At 44.2% G+C, this 18,324-nt stretch carries 17 protein-coding genes; 15 read left to right on the forward strand and 2 right to left on the reverse strand.

All coding sequences use genetic code 11. The features are described from left to right. The first annotated feature begins 1 nt into the window (after position 1). The 14 genes from LRS05_RS15885 to LRS05_RS15950 all read left to right on the forward strand — a co-directional run bounded on the left by LRS05_RS15885 (position 2) and on the right by LRS05_RS15950 (position 12,985). Entirely contained in the window at positions 2–1,393 is a 1,392-nt protein-coding gene (locus LRS05_RS15885; protein WP_223053838.1) for an MBL fold metallo-hydrolase RNA specificity domain-containing protein, read from the forward strand. Further along, a complete protein-coding gene (locus LRS05_RS15890) occupies positions 1,390–1,929 on the forward strand; it encodes an AAA family ATPase (protein WP_223053837.1) in 540 nt (179 codons plus the stop codon). The genes LRS05_RS15885 and LRS05_RS15890 overlap by 4 nt, the downstream gene beginning before the upstream one ends. A gap of 3 nt (positions 1,930–1,932) precedes the next feature. After that, the gene (locus LRS05_RS15895) at positions 1,933–3,183 is read left to right on the forward strand and encodes a TolC family protein (RefSeq protein WP_223053836.1); all 1,251 of its coding nucleotides are present in this window, start codon (positions 1,933–1,935) and stop codon (positions 3,181–3,183) included. Further along, positions 3,158–4,456 (forward strand): efflux RND transporter periplasmic adaptor subunit, encoded by a 1,299-nt coding sequence (locus LRS05_RS15900; RefSeq protein ID WP_223053835.1) that lies wholly within the window; start codon positions 3,158–3,160, stop codon positions 4,454–4,456. Before LRS05_RS15895 ends, LRS05_RS15900 begins: the two co-directional genes overlap by 26 nt. A gap of 1 nt (position 4,457) precedes the next feature. After that, the gene (locus LRS05_RS15905) at positions 4,458–5,663 is read left to right on the forward strand and encodes an efflux RND transporter periplasmic adaptor subunit (protein ID WP_257869183.1); all 1,206 of its coding nucleotides are present in this window, start codon (positions 4,458–4,460) and stop codon (positions 5,661–5,663) included. Positions 5,664–5,777: 114 nt separating this feature from the next. Continuing rightward, entirely contained in the window at positions 5,778–6,839 is a 1,062-nt protein-coding gene (locus LRS05_RS15910; RefSeq protein ID WP_223053833.1) for a YncE family protein, read from the forward strand. A 121-nt stretch (positions 6,840–6,960) separates the two neighbouring features. Beyond that, a complete protein-coding gene (locus LRS05_RS15915) occupies positions 6,961–7,518 on the forward strand; it encodes a DUF3347 domain-containing protein (protein WP_257869184.1) in 558 nt (185 codons plus the stop codon). Between the two features lie 119 nt (positions 7,519–7,637). Then, positions 7,638–8,162, forward strand: coding sequence for a DUF305 domain-containing protein (locus tag LRS05_RS15920; RefSeq protein ID WP_084018986.1), 525 nt, complete (start codon positions 7,638–7,640; stop codon positions 8,160–8,162). A 24-nt stretch (positions 8,163–8,186) separates the two neighbouring features. Further along, a complete protein-coding gene (locus LRS05_RS15925; protein ID WP_223053831.1) occupies positions 8,187–8,609 on the forward strand; it encodes a hypothetical protein in 423 nt (140 codons plus the stop codon). 23 nt (positions 8,610–8,632) lie between these two features. After that, positions 8,633–9,211: a DUF3347 domain-containing protein gene (locus LRS05_RS15930; protein WP_223053830.1), complete on the forward strand. Its 579-nt coding sequence runs from the start codon at positions 8,633–8,635 to the stop codon at positions 9,209–9,211. 1 nt (position 9,212) lies between these two features. Next, positions 9,213–9,668, forward strand: coding sequence for a heme-binding domain-containing protein (locus LRS05_RS15935; protein WP_223053829.1), 456 nt, complete (start codon positions 9,213–9,215; stop codon positions 9,666–9,668). Positions 9,669–9,681: 13 nt separating this feature from the next. Next, positions 9,682–11,955, forward strand: coding sequence for a multicopper oxidase family protein (locus LRS05_RS15940; RefSeq protein ID WP_223053828.1), 2,274 nt, complete (start codon positions 9,682–9,684; stop codon positions 11,953–11,955). Positions 11,956–11,984: 29 nt separating this feature from the next. Further along, complete coding sequence (locus tag LRS05_RS15945) at positions 11,985–12,323, forward strand: four-helix bundle copper-binding protein (RefSeq protein WP_223053827.1); 339 nt, start codon at positions 11,985–11,987, stop codon at positions 12,321–12,323. 44 nt (positions 12,324–12,367) lie between these two features. Next, positions 12,368–12,985 (forward strand): DUF305 domain-containing protein, encoded by a 618-nt coding sequence (locus tag LRS05_RS15950; RefSeq protein WP_223053826.1) that lies wholly within the window; start codon positions 12,368–12,370, stop codon positions 12,983–12,985. A gap of 74 nt (positions 12,986–13,059) precedes the next feature. On the opposite strand, the gene LRS05_RS15955 is transcribed toward LRS05_RS15950, so the two are convergent. Continuing rightward, on the reverse strand, positions 13,060–16,128 hold the full coding sequence (locus LRS05_RS15955) for a DNA polymerase III subunit alpha (RefSeq protein ID WP_223053825.1): 3,069 nt from the start codon (positions 16,126–16,128) through the stop codon (positions 13,060–13,062). A 1-nt stretch (position 16,129) separates the two neighbouring features. Then, entirely contained in the window at positions 16,130–17,287 is a 1,158-nt protein-coding gene (dinB, locus tag LRS05_RS15960; protein WP_223053824.1) for a DNA polymerase IV, read from the reverse strand. Positions 17,288–17,375: 88 nt separating this feature from the next. On the opposite strand from dinB, the gene LRS05_RS15965 reads away from it, so the two are divergent. After that, positions 17,376–18,137 carry a helix-turn-helix domain-containing protein gene (locus LRS05_RS15965; protein ID WP_223053823.1) on the forward strand — a complete coding sequence of 254 codons (762 nt, stop codon included), beginning with the start codon at positions 17,376–17,378 and terminating at the stop codon, positions 18,135–18,137. Positions 18,138–18,324: the final 187 nt, after the last annotated feature.

Raw genomic sequence — 18,324 nt, forward strand, 5'->3', positions numbered from 1 at the left:
TATGAACGACAATAAAATCAAAATCCAATTCTTAGGTGCTGCCGGAACAGTTACCGGCTCAAAGTATCTTGTTACTGCTTTTGGTAAAAAAATACTGATAGACTGCGGTTTGTTTCAGGGGCTAAAAGAACTCCGGCAACTAAATTGGCAACCATTAGCCGTTTCAGCAAAAACTATTGATATAGTATTACTAACACATGCACACTTAGACCACACAGGCTACCTCCCCTTACTGGTGAAGCATGGTTTTAGCGGAACAATCAACGGCACTTCACCAACCTTACAGATTGCCGAAATCATTTTAAAAGACAGTGCAAAAATTCAGGAAGAAGATGCAGAGAGAGCGAACAAATTCCGCTACTCAAAACACAAGCCCGCTTTGCCGCTTTATGGCTTGCCTGATGTGGAAAATACTTTGCCGCTTTTTCAACCGCAACCCCTCAATCAATGGTTACAAATTAACGAGCATATCCGATACCGTTTCCGATACAACGGACATATTATTGGTGCTACATTTATTGAATTGCAGATTGGCGAAAAAACATTAGTCTTTTCCGGTGATATTGGCAGGGAGATAGACCCACTTTTGTTTCCACCGGAAAAGCCTGAAAAAGCGGATGTTTTATTTATTGAAGCCACTTATGGCAACCGCCTTCATCCTGTCGAACCAGCCATCAACAATTTGGAAAAACTTATTAATCGTTGCATGGCAAGAAACGGCACTATCATCATACCGAGTTTTTCGGTAGAGCGGACACAGTTACTCATGTATCTGTTTTGGCAGTTAAAAAAGACCAATAAAATTCCCGATATACCTATTTATATGGATAGTCCTATGGGAAGAAATGTTTTGGAAGTTTTTCATAGAAATACAGATTGGCATAAACTCTCCACCGATGAATGTTCTGAAATGTGCAACACCATAAAGCGTATTAAAAGTGTTGATGAAACTTTTGCACTTGCAGAAGACAATACACCTAAAATAATTATTGCCGGAAGCGGAATGGCGGCAGGAGGCAGAGTGCTTACTTACTTTGAAAAATACTTAGGCGATGAAAGCGCAACTATTCTGTTGGTTGGCTTTCAGGCGGAAGGAACAAGAGGAAGAGCTTTACTTGAAGGTGCATCTGAAATCAAGATGAGAGGTAAATTCTATGCAGTAAAAGCTCATATTGAAAATATTGAAGGATTATCCGGTCATGCCGACCAAAATGGATTGATTGACTGGATGAGAAAACTGCAATCCAAACCGGATAAAATTTTTATTGTCCACAGCGAAGCGGATGGCGCAAAGGGATTGCAGGAAAAAATAAAAGAAGTTTATAAATGGGATAGTGAAATTCCTGTCCTTAATCAGCGAAACGAATTTGAATTAAAAATCAAAAGGCCATGAAACACAAAGAAATTATCACAAACTGGAATGTAATTACAGGGGGGCCCTGCACGGGGAAAACCACGGTAGTAAACCTGCTTGCCGAAAGAGGTTACAAAACCACTATTGAACATGCACGTCATTACATTGATACGCAAAAAATAAAAGGGCGCACGGTTGAAGAAATTCGTGAAAACAAAAAAGAATTTCAGTTAGGAGTGCTGAATATGCAGATTGAAGAAGAAGCAACCTTAGATGTAAATGAAATGGTGTTTTTAGACCGCGCCTTACCCGATGCAATGGCATACTATCAGTTCTTGGGTTTAGAATATGACGACAGGTTAATAGAACAGTGTAATAAATATTGCTACAAGCAAGTTTTCATATTAGACCGTTTGCCGCTTACCAACGACTATGCAAGATTAGAAGACGAAGCAGAGCAAATCCGTATTCATAACCTGATAATTAAGGTGTATGAAACATTCCCTTGCCCTATTGTTCATGTGCCGGTTCTGCCACCGGAAGAACGGGTTGATTTTATTCTAAAACACATTTAGAGCATGAAAAAGATAGTTTCAACAATAGTATTATTGGTTTGTCTGCTCCAGCTTCACGCTCAAGACACAACTTATATTTCGCTGGAAAAGCTGTTGCAGCAGGTGGAAACTAATTACCCGTCCATTATTCAGTACCAATACAGCATACAGTCTATTCAGGCAAAAGCAGACGGTGCAAAAGCATGGATGCCGCCCACTTTTTCAACAGGCATCATGCGTTTCCCTTACGACTTCTCCATGCTCAAAGAAAAAAACGACCCAATGAACCAGGCGGGTATTGCTTTTTCCGTTGAACAGATGATACCCAATCCAAGCAAACTGAACGCCAAGAAAAGTTACATCAGTTCACTGGCTGAAATCGAAAAATCAAAAAGTGAATGGACAAAAAACGAGTTGAGGCGTGAAGCGAAAATTCTGTACTACAACCGTTATGTAACCGAGAAGAAACAACGCATTCTAAAAGAAAGTGAAGAAATACTTCAATTGCTCATCACGACATCCGAAGAGAAATTTACCAATAACCAGTCGCAACTGCAAACGATATATAAAGCAAAAGCCCGCTTAGCCGAATTAAAAAATATGCTGGTGATGCTCAACAGCGTGATTGCAGAAAGCAATATCGGATTAAACACGCTGATGTTGCGTGATGCAAACACGCCATTTCAGATTGATACACTCATTTCGCCAAGCAACTACCTATTCAGCATTGCAGATACTGTAAGCATTTCTAACCGTAGTGATATTACGGCGCTTGACAAATACATTCAATCCATGAAGTTGGAGCAAAAAGTAATGAGAACAAGCGCAAGACCTGACTTTGGTATCCGTGCCGAACATGCCCAAATGTTTGGTATGCCAAGCCAATGGTCAGTTATGGGAATGGTAACAATTCCCATTGTTCCCTGGTCGTCTAAAATGTATTCCTCTGAAGTAAAGTCAATCGGTTTTCAAATTCAGTCTATGGAACGGGAAAAGGAAACAATGCAACTCATGGCTTCAAAAATGTTAGCCGAAAAAACTGCGATGCTTAATTACGAAAACGAACAATATCAGAGCTACACAAAAAATATTGTTCCCGCCTATGAGAACAACCTGCAAGCCAACCTGCTTGCCTACAAGCAAAACACAGGCGATTTTTTTGTGCTGCTGGATGCCTGGGAAATGTTGCTGATGAAAAAAATGGAAGCGTATGACAAACTGTTCAATATTTTAAAATTGGAAGCCGAATATGAATACGAAAGAGAAATTAAATAGCATCTGCATTATGGTGTGTTTGCTTTTGGTAGCTGCGTTATCATCCTGCAAAAATGAACAAGGTGAACAAGGGTATGAAAATCATGAGAAGGTTGAGGGCGAGTACATCTGCCCCATGGGTTGCGAAGGTGATAAAACCTATCCGCACCCCGGCGATTGTCCTGTATGTAATATGAAATTGCAGTTGGTGGAAAAAGAATTGGAGCAGGCAGTTTCACCAAACAAACTGGTCTTGTCAAATCAGGCAACCTTTAGACTGCAATCAGGCAACAGTGGAAAAACCGAGAAAGCGCAAGGCTTTATTACCCTCGCTCAAAACAGAAATCAATCCGTTGCAGCCCGTTTCGGAGGAAGGATTGAGAAGCTATACGTTAAATTCAGCAACCAATACGTAAAGCAAGGCGATAAAATCATGGACATATACAGCCCCGGCTTACGCACCTTTCAGGAAGAACATCTTTTTCTTTTCAAATCAGGTGCAGATAATTATTTAATAGAAAAGTCGAGAGAAAAGCTACGTCTGCTCGGTATTACCGAAAATCAGATTGCGCAGTTGGAAAAAAAGGGAGCAGTTGCCCTAACAGTTTCTGTTTTCAGTCCTTCAAACGGATATGTTTTTTTCAATGCTTTAACATCGCAGCAAAACACTACTGCAAAAAGCACATCGGCAATGAACGACATGGGTACGCAGCAGAATGCCATCAATACAAGCTCTTATGCTGTTTCCGCTTCGCAAATTCGTGAAGGCACATATGTAAACGAAGCACAAACCCTTTTCAATATAAATGATTTACAGGAAGTTTGGGTATTGGTTTCAGTTCCCAACCGAAACGTAAGTCAAATTCACGAAAACCAATCTGCACAAATAGTTTCTGAAAGCGACCCTTCAAAACTTCTCAACGGAAAAGTTGCTTTGATTGAAAAGACATTTGAAGAAACTGACCAGCGTTTTGCAAGAGTTAGGATTGTGTTGCCCAATCCCAATAATTCGCTGAAAATAAATTCGCTTGTTACCGCAGGCTTTGCTTTGAGCGGTAATGAAAATTTACAGGTTCCATCAACGGCAGTTTACACTACGGGATTGAATGCTTACGTATGGGTCAAAACAGATACTACCCGCAATGGAGCGGGAGTTTTTCAGGTGCGGAAAGTAATTGCTGGAGCAAGCAACAACGGAATGACAATCATTAAAAGCGGTCTTTCACCTACTGAAGAAATTGCAAAACAAGCGGGTTTGATGACTGACAGTGAAACTTTTTTAAATGCAAATTGACATGAAGCAGTTTATTATCTCAACTATATTGCTTTCAATACTCATTCTTACGGGTTGTAAGAACGGGCAAGAAAGCCATCAGGAAACATCCGGCAGTTATTATACTTGCCCCATGCACCCAAGTGTAGCAAGCGAAACACCTGGTTCTTGTCCCGTTTGTAATATGTCTTTAATCAAAGTAGAGAAGAAAGAAACCGACCATGCAGGAATGCAAGGCAACATTATCACCATTGACAAGCATAAGCAGGCATTGGCAGGTATTGAAACAGATACCGTCAGAAAAAGAAACATTTTATCATCTTCCGTTATTTTAGGAACAGTTGCCATTAATGAAGAACAGGTAAAGACCATTAGCAGCCGTGCAAAAGGAAGGATTGACGAACTGTTTGTAAGAAACACAGGTGTATATCTTCAAAAAGGAAGACCCCTTTACAGTATTTACAGTGAACAACTGCAAACAGATGAAAAGGAATATCTGTCCGTGCTGGAAAAAGCAAAAACAACAATCCCTATATCTAAGCTGACAAGCGATTTATTAAGTGCTGGAAAAAACAAATTGACATTGTGGGGTTTAACCGAAAAGCAAATTTCCGAACTGGAAACATCGGGCAAAACAAATTCCCTCATTACATTTTATTCGCCCGAAGCGGGATATGTAAGCGAAGTAAACATCAACGAGGGCATGTATGTGGCAGAAGGCAGTCCACTTGTAAAAATCACCTCGCTCAATGAGGTTTGGGTCGAAGCGCAATTGTATCCCAATGAAATTTCAGGACTTGAAGAAATCAAGACCTTTCAGGTGTTTGCCGACAGTAATCCCGGAGAAGTTTACAAAGGTACGTTGGTTTACTCCAACCCGGTAATAGAAGAAGGCAAAAGAATTTACCTGCTTAAAATCAGGGTAAACAATTCAGCCGGTAAACTTATACCCGGCACATTGGTTTCGGTCGTTCCCGAAAAATCGTTTACCAATGTGCTGGCAGTTCCTAAATCGGCAGTACTGCTGGAAAAGATGAAAACCGTTTGGGTATTGGCCCATGATAACACATTTGAGCAACGCATGGTAGAAACAGGTGTGCAAAACAAGCAGTGGATTGAAATTACATCAGGATTAAAACCAGGTGACATCGTTGTTACCGAAGGTGCATATTTAATCAGCAGTGAGTTTATACTTAAAAGCGGAGCAGGACAAAGACATGACCATTAAATCTGATAGGCAGTTGGACGCTGCTCCAATGTAATTAAAGTCCCGCCATGAGTGTAAGCATCATAGTAGTAGCGATTAACACAAATATTTTCTAATATCTAAAAATGAGTAAAAATGAAAAACAGAGCAACTTTGGTGGCAATAGCTACTACCATTTCCTTAACCGTTCTATCTTCTTGTAGTAAAGATGATATGGGCGATATGCCAATGGGTAAAAACATTGATTATCCGGCAGCTTACGTAGTCAATGGCGAAAGCGCAACCGTTTCTGTCATAAAACTAAGTGACAATACCGTGAGTGAAACCTTTGACATCATGAACTCCGGCGGCAACATGGTCATGTGGCCGCATCACATTTACAGCCATCAAAACCATTTAGCTATCGGCGTACCGGGCATGGATTTGAGCGCAGGCCATTCCGGTGGCATGGCAGGCATGAAAGGGCGTATCCTGATAATGGATGCCGTAAAAGGAACCGTTTTAAAAGACATTGAAACTCCGGCAATGAACCACAATGCCGTTTATTCCCCTGATGGTACAGAAATATGGACAACGCAAATGGCAATGGATGGAAAAGTTTTGGTTTACGATGCCAATACCTATGCTGTCAAAAATACGATTGCCGTAGGTGAAGACCCCGCAGAAGTAACCTTTAGCATGGATGGCACAAAAGCATACGTGTGCAACGGCGGCAGCGGTACGGTTTCGGTTATCAACCCATCGACCAAGAGTGTGGTTGCAACCCTGACCGTGGGTGACGACCCGGTAGGAGCCTGGCCAGCCACTAACGGCAAAATGTATGTGGATAATGAGGCTTCACAGACCATTTCGGTTATTGATGTAGCTACCAATGCGGTAACTGAAACCATTAGCTTAGGCTTTATGCCCGGATATGCAGCCCACAATGCTTCAAAAAATGAACTGTGGGTTACCGACCCAATGAACGGAAAGGTGCATTACTGGAATTGGGACAACGGCATGAGTATGTGGATGCACGCCGGTGTTTTTGATGCAGGTGCAGGAGCGCACGCCATTGTATTTACACAGGACGGCAATATCGCTTATGTAACCAATCAGGAAAGCAACACGGTTTCGGTAGTCAATGTATCATCCCATGCCGTAACAAAAACCCTTAACGTTGGCAAAAAGCCCAACGGCATACTTATAAAAATGTAAAAAGGAGCGGTACAGATAATATCATCTGTACCGCTTAACAAAACTGTTATCGGTTGTCCGTAAGGGATTTCACAACGGCAACCACTACAAAAAGTACTTGTTTAATTAAAAAAATAATAAAATGAAAAATCTAACATTATCAATCATTGCTGTTATCATGGCATTTGTAACAGTATCATGCAATCAGGCATCCAACAAAAACGAGCAGTCTTCAAATGATACTGCTGTGGTATCACAAGAACAGCCAGCTTCCCAACCAAAAGAGGATGATACGGTAGCTGCGCCCGCTGTGAGCGAAACACCGAGCGGTCAGGAAGCAATAGCAACAGGAAAAGAAGAAACAAAAAACTTTTCTATTGCGCCCATAGTTACCGATTATCTGTCCTTAAAGAACGCCCTTGTTTCGGACGATGACAAAGCTGCCGCCAGTTCAGGGAAAAAGCTGTTAGCTACCCTGAATAAAGTGGACATGAAAGCCGTTCCTGCCGATAAGCACAAAAAGTACATGGACATAGCGGACGATGCTAAAGAACACGCAGAACATATCGGGGAAAATGTCGGCAACATCCACCACCAGCGGGAACATTTGGCCTCGCTTGGCGAAGATTTGAAAGACCTGATTGATTTGTTCGGTACATCGCAAACATTGTATCAGGACCCATTGCCCGATGTTCAATGACGGTAAGGGTGCTGTTTGGTTCAGCGAAAACAAGGAAATCAAAAACCCTTACTACGGTTCTAAAATGCTGACCTGCGGTAAGGTGGAAAAAACAATTAACAGCAAATAAATTTCGGGTTATGGAAAATATGCAAAACAATCACAATGCGGGTCATGCCTCGGAGCATGGCACGCACAATCCAAAACATGCTTCGGGCATGTACAAACGCTTTGCGGTGATGGCTGTCGCCATGTTCGCAGTGATGTATTTTATCATGTACGCCATGATTGACGAGTGGCAGAACCTGATACCCAATATCAATAACCTGTACATGACCCTGCTGATGACCTCGGCAATGCTGCTTATCGAATTAGCGATAATGAAAGTGATGTACCCCAACAGGAAGATGAATTGGGCGATAGCCATCATCTCGGTTGCCGTTGGCATCTTTTCATGGTTTGGTATCAGGGAACAAATCAATGTCGGGGACAAGCAGTTTGCAAAGGGTATGATACCCCATCACGCAGCAGCCATATTGATGTCCGAAAAGGCACACCTGACCGACCCGGAACTGATAGAGCTGCAAAAAAACATACTTAAAACCCAAGCGGAAGAAATTGAACTGATGAAGCGCAAGCTAAAAGAGTTTGAAGAAAGTAAATAATAAAATTTAAAAAACAGTTTCGACATGAGCAAAATAATAATCGGCTTTATTTCCTTATCAGCCCTGCTATTCACCGCTTGCGGACAGGTAGGGTCAAATAAGGATGAAGCGACACAGCATTCGCAGGCAACTCCGGAAAGCCACGGGCATAGTAACCAAATAGGTGAATTGGTTCCATCGGATGAAGTCTGCATGGTCAACGATGCCTATATGGGCAAAAAGCAGTTTGACGTAAAATTTGGCGGTAAAACCTACTACGGATGCTGCGAAATGTGCAAGGAGCGCATTCCAAAGGATGCCAGCGTGCGGGTAGCAGTAGACCCCTATTCCCATAAGCAGGTGGACAAGGCTCTTGCGGTGATTGCCGTTACGGGAAACAACGGTGAAGTATCCTACTTTGAAAGCAGGGATAACTACACCAATTATTTAAAAAAGCAAAAACACTAATTAACTTTTAAAATTAACTAACGATGAAATATGTAATCTCAACCGTTCTTGGTATCGCCGTATTTATATTATCGGCATGTAACGGCAATTCGGAAAAGAAGAACAGTTCTGCCGAAACCCATACGGACACTACGGCACACGCCAATCATACTGCAAGCACAGAGCCGACCATACCGGGTCTGTTCGGGCAGTACGGGAAGTTGGTGTCCGCTCTTTCTTCAGATGATGACAAGGAGGCGGTATTTGCGGCGCAGGGCTTGGTAAAGACACTTTACAGCTTGGATACGACCCGTTTTAGTGCAGAGCAGCTAAAGGCTTATAAGGACATCTCCGCCAGCATCGAGGAAAATGGCGTGCATATAGCCGCCAACTTGGGCAACATCCACCACCAAAGAGAACACCTGGTCATGTTAGGCGAAGACTTTTACGATTTGGCCAAATCATTCGATTTGGGCAAGCCCGTATATAAGATAGCCTGTCCCAAATTTAACGATGGAAAAGGAGCATTTTGGTTAAGCGAAACAAAGGAAATCAAAAACCCGTACTACGGTGCTAAGATGCAGGGCTGTGGCTCCGTAACGGAAACTATTGCAAAGAACTGATATGTCTTTAAAAAAGAAAATCATATTGGGACTGGCTGTTATCCTCATCGGCATACAGTTCTTTCAGCCGTTACGGAACCAGGCGGATGAAGTGCCAGCCACCCATATCGAAAGTGTGTACGCCGTACCCCAAAATGTAAAGGCTATCCTTGTCCAGTCCTGTTACGACTGCCATAGCAACAATACGCGTTATCCGTGGTACAGCCGCATCCAGCCAGGAGCATGGTACATGGCGGAGCATATCAAAAAGGGCAAAGAGGAACTCAACTTTAGCGAATTTGGCGAATATTCTGCCCGCAGGCAGCGGAACAAGTTCAGGGCTATGGCGGGGCAGGTCAAGGACGGGGAAATGCCTTTGTCGTCATACACACTCATCCATCGCAATGCAGTATTATCACCGGAGGATAAGCAGGATTTGATAGCGTGGTTTGGCATAATGGAAGACAGCATTAAATAAAATTTTTCAACGAATGAACAGATATAAAAAAATACCCATAAGAATACTGCAAACAGTGCTGATACTGCTTTGCACCCAAACGTTGTTTGCACAGAAAGTAGTGCATTACGACCTGTATGTAAAAGATACCCTTGTCAACTTTGCAGGTAAGCAAAAAAGGGCGATTGCCGTAAACGGGCAAATCCCGATGCCCACCCTTACGTTTACCGAGGGCGACACTGCCGAGATTGTAGTACACAATCAATTGAAAGAAAGTACTTCGTTGCACTGGCATGGCGTGTTCCTGCCCAATAAGGAAGACGGTGTACCCCATCTTACGCAACAGCCCATTGAACCTGGTACAACCTATACCTACCGTTTCCCGATTATCCAGCACGGTACACACTGGTATCATTCCCATTCGGGATTGCAGGAGCAGATAGGTATGTACGGTAATTTTGTAATGAAGAAACGGGAGGATGACAAGACCTTTAGAAAAGGGATTGACGATTTGCCGACCGTACCCATTATACTAAGCGAATGGACAAATTACAACCCCGACAACATCAACCGGATGCTGCACAATGCCAACGATTGGGCGGCTATAAAAAAGAACGCTACGCAGTCATACGTTGAAGCCATTAAAGAGGGAAAATTTGGCGTGAAAGTAACCAATGAGTGGAAGCGGATGCTGGCAATGGATGTGAGCGATGTATATTATGATAAAATCCTTATCAATGGCAGCAATGCACCGGAGCTAAAAACGGTTGACGGCAAAACCTTAAAGGCGGGGGACAAAGTACGGCTTCGCATATCCAATGGCGGTGCATCTTCCTATTTCTGGCTGCGTTACGCTGGAGGTAAGATTACTGTGGTCGCCAGTGATGGCAACGATGTCGAACCTGTCGATGTGGACAGGCTGATCATCGCAGTGTCTGAAACTTACGACATAGTTGTAACTATACCGCAAGAAGGATTGTCGTATGAATTCCTGGCTACGACAGAAGACAGGACGCAATCCGCAAGCTATTATATCGGCAGCGGCGTGAAGCAGCTAATATCCCCGCTTCCCAGGCTGAAATATTTTGAAGGCATGAAAATGATGAATGATATGATGAAGATGAACGGCGACCTTGATGATATGGGCATGAATATGAGCCTCAACCAAATGGACATGAATGTGGTCATGTACCCCGAAATAACCGGAGAAGCGAATAAAAGCGACGACCATAGTGCGCATGGCGGGATGGATATGGACAAGGATCCCAACCGCTATAACGCCAATGCATTGGGCGACATCGTGACCCTGAATTATGCCATGCTCAAATCCCCGTATAAAACCTCACTTTCTGGAAGTGCTCCCGTAAGGGAATTGAAATTCACCTTAACGGGAAACATGAACCGTTATGTGTGGAGTATGGATAACAGGGTACTTTCGGAAACCGATAAAATCCAGGTCAAAAAGGGTGAGATACTACGGATCACAATTTTCAACAATTCGATGATGCGCCACCCCATGCACTTGCACGGGTTTGATTTCCGGCTGCTCAATGGCAAAGGGGACAATGCACCCCTGAAAAATATTATTGACATTATGCCAATGGAGACCGATGTCATTGAGTTTGCAGCCAATGAGGAAGGTGACTGGTTTTTCCATTGCCATATCCTCTACCATATGATGGCCGGTATGAACCGGGTTTTTGAGGTTGGAGATTACGAAAACCCCAATCTTCCCGATAAGGCTAAGGCTTACAGGGAATTACAGAGGGAAAGCAATATGCCGCATCTGATGGCTCAAAACGACTTTGCTACCAATGGCAATGATGGGGAGGCGATGCTGCAAACAGCAAGATGGAGCCTAGGTACAGAATGGCGCCTGGGCTATAATGACATGCATGGGTATGAGGTCGAAACGCATTTGGGGAGGTTTATCGGGAAGATGCAGTGGCTGATGCCCTTTATAGGTTTCGACTGGCGCTACCGAAGGATGGGGATTGACGAACAGGAAAAGAACATCTTTGGGCAAAAAAATGAAAAAGATACCCGTCGCGCCGTTAGTTTGGGGTTTGTATACACCTTACCCCTTCTGGTGAATTTTCAGGCTGAGGTATATCATGATGGCATCGTGCGCTTATCGCTGATGCGTGAGGACATCCCTGTCTCTAGCAGACTGCGCGCAGGATTTATGGTCAATACCGATAAAGAATTCATGGGTGAATTCAGGTATATCATAGATAAGAATTTCGGAGTAAGAGCCCACTATGACAGTGATATGGGATTTGGGGTTGGCCTGGCCCTTACTTATTAGCAAGTATGTTCAATCTAAATTATATAACTATGTCACACAAAAAATTTGAAGAATGCATAAGAGCCTGTCTGGCCTGTGCCATTGCGTGCAACCATTGCGCGAGCGAGTGTCTGGGTGAAGAAGAGGTAAAACATCTTGCCAAATGCATCAGGCTTGACCTTGAGTGCGCAGCAATATGCAGGGCAGCGGCTGAGCTTATGAGCCTGGGCAGCAGCTACAGTGTTGACCTTTGCCGACTTTGTGCCCAAATATGCAATGCCTGCGCCGAGGAATGCGACAGGCATGCAGCAATGGGGATGGATCACTGCAGGGAATGCGCCGATGCGTGCAGGGAATGTGCCGAGGCATGCAACACGATGATTAGCTAAAACAATTAAATTTTAAATTATTAACAACAAAAAAACAACAGATTATGAAGAAACCAATTTTATTATTTACGGCAGCAGCCTTTTCATTGATGGTATCGTGCTCGGATGATGATTCGGCCAGTGGGGTACAGTTGCAAAATCATGATGACAATGAGATGATGATGGTCATGCATTCTATGATGGATGAGATGTCGTCCATGGAGATGACGCATGACCCGGACGTGGACTTTGCAGCCATGATGATTATGCATCACCAGGGCGCCATCGCGATGGCTAACCTTGAGATTGAAAAAGGGAAAAATGCGGAAATGAAGGCAATGGCCCAAGCGATCATCACGGCACAGCAGCAGGAAATACAGGAACTTCAGGGAATTCTTGCAGCTTTGCCTGTTGACGGTATGGATATGGATTTCATGGAAGAGCAAATGATGGGGATGGATAAAATGGATGCTATGGCCGACCAGCAAATGATAACAGGAGATATTGACAATGATTTTGCCAGCCTGATGATCATCCACCACCAAGCGGCAATCGACAGCGCTTCATCTTACCTGCATCATGGCAGCAACGGTGAGCTGTCCGCTATGGCCAATGCAATTATCGAGATGCAGTCCGAAGAAATCATAACTTTTAGCAACTGGCTTGCAGAAAACAAAAGGTAATAATCCTTTTGCTGAGAGAAGCCCCTGCGATTGCAGGGGCTTTGTTGTATATGGTAAAGCCAAAAGCATTTGCACTAAAGGTTTTCAGCCGACACCATTTTATGTCTTGGCAGCCCGATTTCCTGCTCCTGCGGATAGGGAGCACGCTGGGTCATCGATACATCCTCACGCAGCTTTTGCTGCGTACGCGAGCTTTCAGCATCGCTTTCCCTGTAGCGAGGGTCAGGGATGAAAGGCATTTTTTCCATCTTTGAGATTGTGATGGTTGGAAAATGGTAATCTACTTCGACCGTGCCTAAAAGGAGATAGCAGCCACCTCCTTTGAAAGGATATCCTTTGAGGCTACCCGTGAAATGCGCCGTGTCGAAAAATTCCCCGTTGGCATCTATCCAGGTGCCAAAATACATAGCGCCCATTTTGGTGGGCACATGCTTGCGCGATACCAGATAAGCAAGCATTTTCACCTGTTTTTTGTGATGATGGACCAAATCGCGTGCCATCACATCCCCACGATAAGAAGTTTTCAAAAGGTTAAATGGCGTGACGGATACAGGAAAGCCTAACAACTCAATTTCATCAAAGGCATCTTCGAAAGATGAACGCTTCAATTCGGGCAGGCGGTATTCCCTTACGGGTTCCGGAAGTAACTGAGGCAGGCGGTTTTCCGGCTTGAAATTCATCATAATGCGCCTGGCCGTCACCAGCAGCTCATTTTTTGCCTTACCGGTAGACCGCAGGGCACCGATGTAGATCAGGAGTTGCAACCCCTCGATGCCGATAGGCACCCGATTGATAAAATCTTCAAGGGAGCTATAATTCCCATTGGCTTTCCGCTCTTCCACGATCTTTAAGGCTATTTCGCCCTGCAATCCCTGCAAATGCATAAAACCAAGATAGATTTCCTTTCCATATAGGGTTGTTTCAAACTCGCTTTTGTTGATGCATGGATTATGTATCTCGGCGCCTGACATGCGCGCTTCATGGACGTACACCTCGGTACGGTAGAAGCCGCCCTGGTTATTGATGACCGCTACCATGAATTCGATAGGGTAATGCACCTTTAGATAAAGGCTTTGGTAGCTTTCCACGGCATACGATGCCGAGTGCGCCTTACAAAAAGAATAGCCCGCAAAGGATTCGATCTGGCGGTAAATCTCTGTACTTAGCTGTTCGGGATGCCCTTTGGCAGCACATGAAGCGAAAAAATTATCCTTTACCTTTTGAAGCGCCGCTTTGGAACGTCCTTTCCCACTCATGGCCCTGCGTAGGATATCCCCATCGGCCGCAGCAAGCCCTCCATAGTGCAGTGCAATCTTAATCACATCCTCCTGATACACCATAATACCGTAGGTTTCTCCAAGCTGTTCTTCAAAGAAAGGATGGAAATACTCGAACCTGTCCGGATGATTGTGCCGGAAGATATATTCCTTCATCATACCGCTTTGCGCTACGCCAGGGCGTATGATAGACGATGCCGCCACAAGGGTTTTATAATTATTGCACTTCAGCCGTCGTAACAATCCCCGCATTGCCGGGCTCTCGATGTAGAAGCAGCCAATAGTTTTCCCTTGCCCTAGAAATTTATTACAAGCAGCTTCGTTTTTGGATAGCGAAGTATCACGTATGTTTACATCGATCCCTCTATTCTTTTTGATGAGCTTAACCGATTCGTCAATATGCCCAATCCCCCGTTGGGAAAGGATATCAAATTTGTCGAATCCGATCTCTTCGGCCACATGCATATCGAACTGTACGATTGGAAAACCCTTCGGGGGCATTTCCAATGCGGTAAAATCGGTGATGGGATCTTCCGAAATAAGGATGCCACAGGAATGCATTGAGCGCTGGTTGGGATATTTCTCCATCATCATGCCGTATCGGTGCACCATTTTTACTACCTCATTTTTGTCGTGCTGGTCCATAGGCGTTCCTGATAGCGCATCCAGTTCTTCCTTTGGAAGGCCGAATACTTTACCTACCTCCCGGAATATGGATTTGTACTTGAACTCCACATTGGTGCCGCAGAAGGCTACATGATCGGAACCATAACGTTTGAAGATATAGTCCAGTATTACATCGCGTTCTTTCCAGGACCAGTCGATATCAAAATCAGGCGGGCTTTTACGGTTGAGGTTGAGGAAACGTTCAAAATATAAATCCAGTTCCAACGGGCAGATATCAGTAATACCAAGGCAGTAGGCAATAATGCTGTTGGCCCCGCTGCCACGTCCTATATGCAGAAAGCCCATCGAGTTGCTATAGCGGATAATGTCCCATGTAATCAGGAAATAACCGCTGAACTCCAACTGATGGATAACCTTCAACTCTTTTTCAACACGTTCTTTTGCGGCACTATTCTCAGCACCATATCTTTTAGCCAGGCCCTGATGTGCGAGGTTGGTAAGCAGAGCGAGGTCAGTATCCCGCCCGGCAGTATAGTGTTTCTTATTCCGGGGCACTTTGAATTCGTACTCGAAGTGGCAAGCATTAATGAGTGCATAAGTATTTTCCACTATCATGGAGTATTGGCTGTACTTCCCGATCAATGTTTCCATTGGGGCCATGGACTCATCAGGCGCGCAATAATCATCAGGGGTCAATTTGCTCCCGAGGGTATTAAGGTCGATTGCACGTAATATGCGGTGCAGGTTATATTCTGTCTTGTTACGGAAAGTCACAGGCTGCAACATAACCATTTTGTCCAGCCTCGATTTCCATTCCGGACGGATAAGCAGGGAAAGTTCTTCCGGTTTAATGCCGATGTATTCATATGGCCTTAGTACTTCAGGGGCGGACTTTAAAGGATAAATAACTGCAGCATTTTCAAAGTCCGGCGCCATGGGCGGAATGGGAATACTGTCAAGATTATATTTAGTCAGGTGGCGGTTGATTTCCCCAAAACCCTGACGATTTTTTGCAAGGGCAATATACAGGAGCTTATGGTCTTCCCGAAATTCCATCCCTACAATAGGCTTTATGCCTGCCTCCAGGCAAAGCCTGTAAAACTCATAAGTCCCTGTTATGGTATTGATATCTGTTAGAGCAATAGCGTTAGCACCCGACGCTGTTCCCAAAGCGACAAGTTCTTCAACCGGTATGGTGCCATACCGGAGGCTATGAAAGGAGTGACAATTCAGGTACATGTTATACCGCTTTTGGTTTTATAAAACCGCCATTGCAGCGCATAACGGCATTGGCCCCGAAACGGTTCTTTATCCTGTCCATTGCCTGATAGAGCGACATCATTTCCTGAGTATCCTCGAAAAGGTTAATTTGATAGGAACCGCGGACAAGCTTGCCAAAGCGCACGCCAATCAGGCGGAGGCTCATGCGGCGCTGGTAGAGTTTCTCAAAGGCTTCCAATACGGTGCGTGTCAATGTATGGTCGGCAGCAGTATAAGCGAGAGTAACCGAGCGTGTTTCGGTATCAAAATTTGAGTACCGGATCTTAACGGTAATATTCGAGGTTAGCCATCCTTCGCTGCGCAGCTGATAGGCCAGCTTTTCCACCATGCCGCAGAGGACTGAACGCAGGAATACAATATCGGTGGTATCCTGATGGAAAGTGTCTTCAGTAGACAGGGACTTGCGTTCACGATAAGGCTCTACAGGATTATTGTCGATACCATTGGCCTTTTTCCAAAGCTCAAGCCCGTTTTGGCCGATCATTTCCTGAAGCACTTTGGTGGGCATTTCCGCAAGGGTTTGGATATTCCTGATGCCAATGCGTGATAACAGGCTAAAAGTTGCATCACCGACCATAGGTATCTTTCGTATTGATAGCGGGTTCAGGAACTGCTGTACTATAGGCTGAGGTATTTCGAGGTTGCCTTTAGGCTTGCCTTCCCCGGTAGCAATCTTTGAAACGGTTTTGTTTACTGACAAAGCGAAACTCAGGGGAAGCCCTGTCTCACGTGTCACTTTTGTTACGAGTTCATGGGTCCATTTATAGGAGCCATAAAATTTATCCATTCCCGTAATGTCGAGATAGAACTCGTCGATGGATGCCTTTTCCATGACAGGAGCGTTCTCCTCTATTATTTGCGAAACCGTATTGGAGTATTGGGAGAACAATTCCATGTCACCTTTGACAATGCGTGCCTCTGGGCACAACCTCAATGCCATTTTTATAGGCATTGCCGAATGCACCCCAAACCGGCGCGCCTCATAGGAACAAGAGACTACTACGCCGCGCTCCCCGCCGCCCACTATAAGGGGGATGCCTTCGAGGCTACTGTTCTGAAGCCTGACGCAGGAAACAAAAAAAGTATCTAAATCAATGTGTACAATCGAGCGCTGCATAATCCATTCATTTTTGTACCAAACAAAATTAGTACAGATAATACCAATTTTGTATAAATTTGCTGGTACAAATTATACCATTTCGCATATGTCTTTGTTTTCTGACAACATCAGGTACTTAAGGGTAAAAAATGGCTACTCCCAAGAGAAAGTGGCTAAGGACCTTGCTATACAGCGTGAGCGCTACAGGAAATATGATGACGGAACCTCTGAACCGCCTTATGAGCTGCTCAAAAAGATTTCCAGCTATTATGGCGTGACTGTCGATATTTTGCTGAGCGTCGATATCCGGAAACTTAAGACCGACACCTTGGTCAAGCTAGACAATAACAGACTGCTGCTTCCGATCATGGTGGACCGCAACGGCGATAACCTTGTCGAGATCGTAACGCACAAGGCAAAGGCCGGTTACCTTACCGGATATTCTGATCCGGAATTTGTCGGGAACCTTCCGCAATTCCATTTCCCGTTTTTAGGGAGTGGCAAACATAGGGTGTTTCCGGTTGAAGGCGACTCGATGCCGCCCCATGAGGACGGTTCCTACATAGTAACCCGTTACATCGAGCATCTTGGGGAAGTCGTGGATGGCAAGACGTATATTGTCATAACCCGTGATGACGGTATCGTATATAAGAGACTTAACCGTAATGGCAAAAATGAGCTCACCCTGGAATCCGACAATGAGCTATACCCGCCTTACAAGGTTAAAATCTCTGACATTCTCGAAATCTGGGAATACCAGTACCACCTCGGCAAAAATGACAAACGGCTATCGCAGACCCACAAAGGAATTGAAGAAATGTTCCATGAGCTCAAAAAGGAAATACGGCAACTAACCCTCAAAGGGTAGCACTACATACTTAAAAAACAGGTTGGCATAAAGCCAGCCTTTTTATTTAAAACTTAAATATTTTAAATCAAAAACACAAATGGCTCGATTTTATCAAATTTTGGCTCAATTTCTCCATCAATTCTCTAAAACGATTGCGCTAATTTGGCATTATAAAATACTTGCACAGTGATAGTTATAGTAGCGA

It is taken from the genome of Flavobacterium sp. J372 (assembly GCF_024699965.1).
Taxonomy (GTDB): domain Bacteria; phylum Bacteroidota; class Bacteroidia; order Flavobacteriales; family Flavobacteriaceae; genus Flavobacterium.

Excerpts from the sequence above, each read along its gene's own strand:
- LRS05_RS15965 (WP_223053823.1), top strand. The coding sequence starts at position 17,376 with ATGTCTTTGTTTTCTGACAACATCAGGTACTTAAGGGTAAAAAATGGC.
- LRS05_RS15900 (WP_223053835.1), top strand. The coding sequence starts at position 3,158 with ATGAATACGAAAGAGAAATTAAATAGCATCTGCATTATGGTGTGTTTG.
- LRS05_RS15945 (WP_223053827.1), top strand. The coding sequence starts at position 11,985 with ATGTCACACAAAAAATTTGAAGAATGCATAAGAGCCTGTCTGGCCTGT.
- LRS05_RS15905 (WP_257869183.1), top strand. The coding sequence starts at position 4,458 with ATGAAGCAGTTTATTATCTCAACTATATTGCTTTCAATACTCATTCTT.
- LRS05_RS15930 (WP_223053830.1), top strand. The coding sequence starts at position 8,633 with ATGAAATATGTAATCTCAACCGTTCTTGGTATCGCCGTATTTATATTA.
- dinB (WP_223053824.1), bottom strand. The coding sequence starts at position 17,287 with ATGCAGCGCTCGATTGTACACATTGATTTAGATACTTTTTTTGTTTCC.
- LRS05_RS15925 (WP_223053831.1), top strand. The coding sequence starts at position 8,187 with ATGAGCAAAATAATAATCGGCTTTATTTCCTTATCAGCCCTGCTATTC.
- LRS05_RS15935 (WP_223053829.1), top strand. The coding sequence starts at position 9,213 with ATGTCTTTAAAAAAGAAAATCATATTGGGACTGGCTGTTATCCTCATC.
- LRS05_RS15885 (WP_223053838.1), top strand. The coding sequence starts at position 2 with ATGAACGACAATAAAATCAAAATCCAATTCTTAGGTGCTGCCGGAACA.
- LRS05_RS15910 (WP_223053833.1), top strand. The coding sequence starts at position 5,778 with ATGAAAAACAGAGCAACTTTGGTGGCAATAGCTACTACCATTTCCTTA.
- LRS05_RS15920 (WP_084018986.1), top strand. The coding sequence starts at position 7,638 with ATGGAAAATATGCAAAACAATCACAATGCGGGTCATGCCTCGGAGCAT.
- LRS05_RS15895 (WP_223053836.1), top strand. The coding sequence starts at position 1,933 with ATGAAAAAGATAGTTTCAACAATAGTATTATTGGTTTGTCTGCTCCAG.
- LRS05_RS15940 (WP_223053828.1), top strand. The coding sequence starts at position 9,682 with ATGAACAGATATAAAAAAATACCCATAAGAATACTGCAAACAGTGCTG.
- LRS05_RS15950 (WP_223053826.1), top strand. The coding sequence starts at position 12,368 with ATGAAGAAACCAATTTTATTATTTACGGCAGCAGCCTTTTCATTGATG.
- LRS05_RS15915 (WP_257869184.1), top strand. The coding sequence starts at position 6,961 with ATGAAAAATCTAACATTATCAATCATTGCTGTTATCATGGCATTTGTA.
- LRS05_RS15955 (WP_223053825.1), bottom strand. The coding sequence starts at position 16,128 with ATGTACCTGAATTGTCACTCCTTTCATAGCCTCCGGTATGGCACCATA.
- LRS05_RS15890 (WP_223053837.1), top strand. The coding sequence starts at position 1,390 with ATGAAACACAAAGAAATTATCACAAACTGGAATGTAATTACAGGGGGG.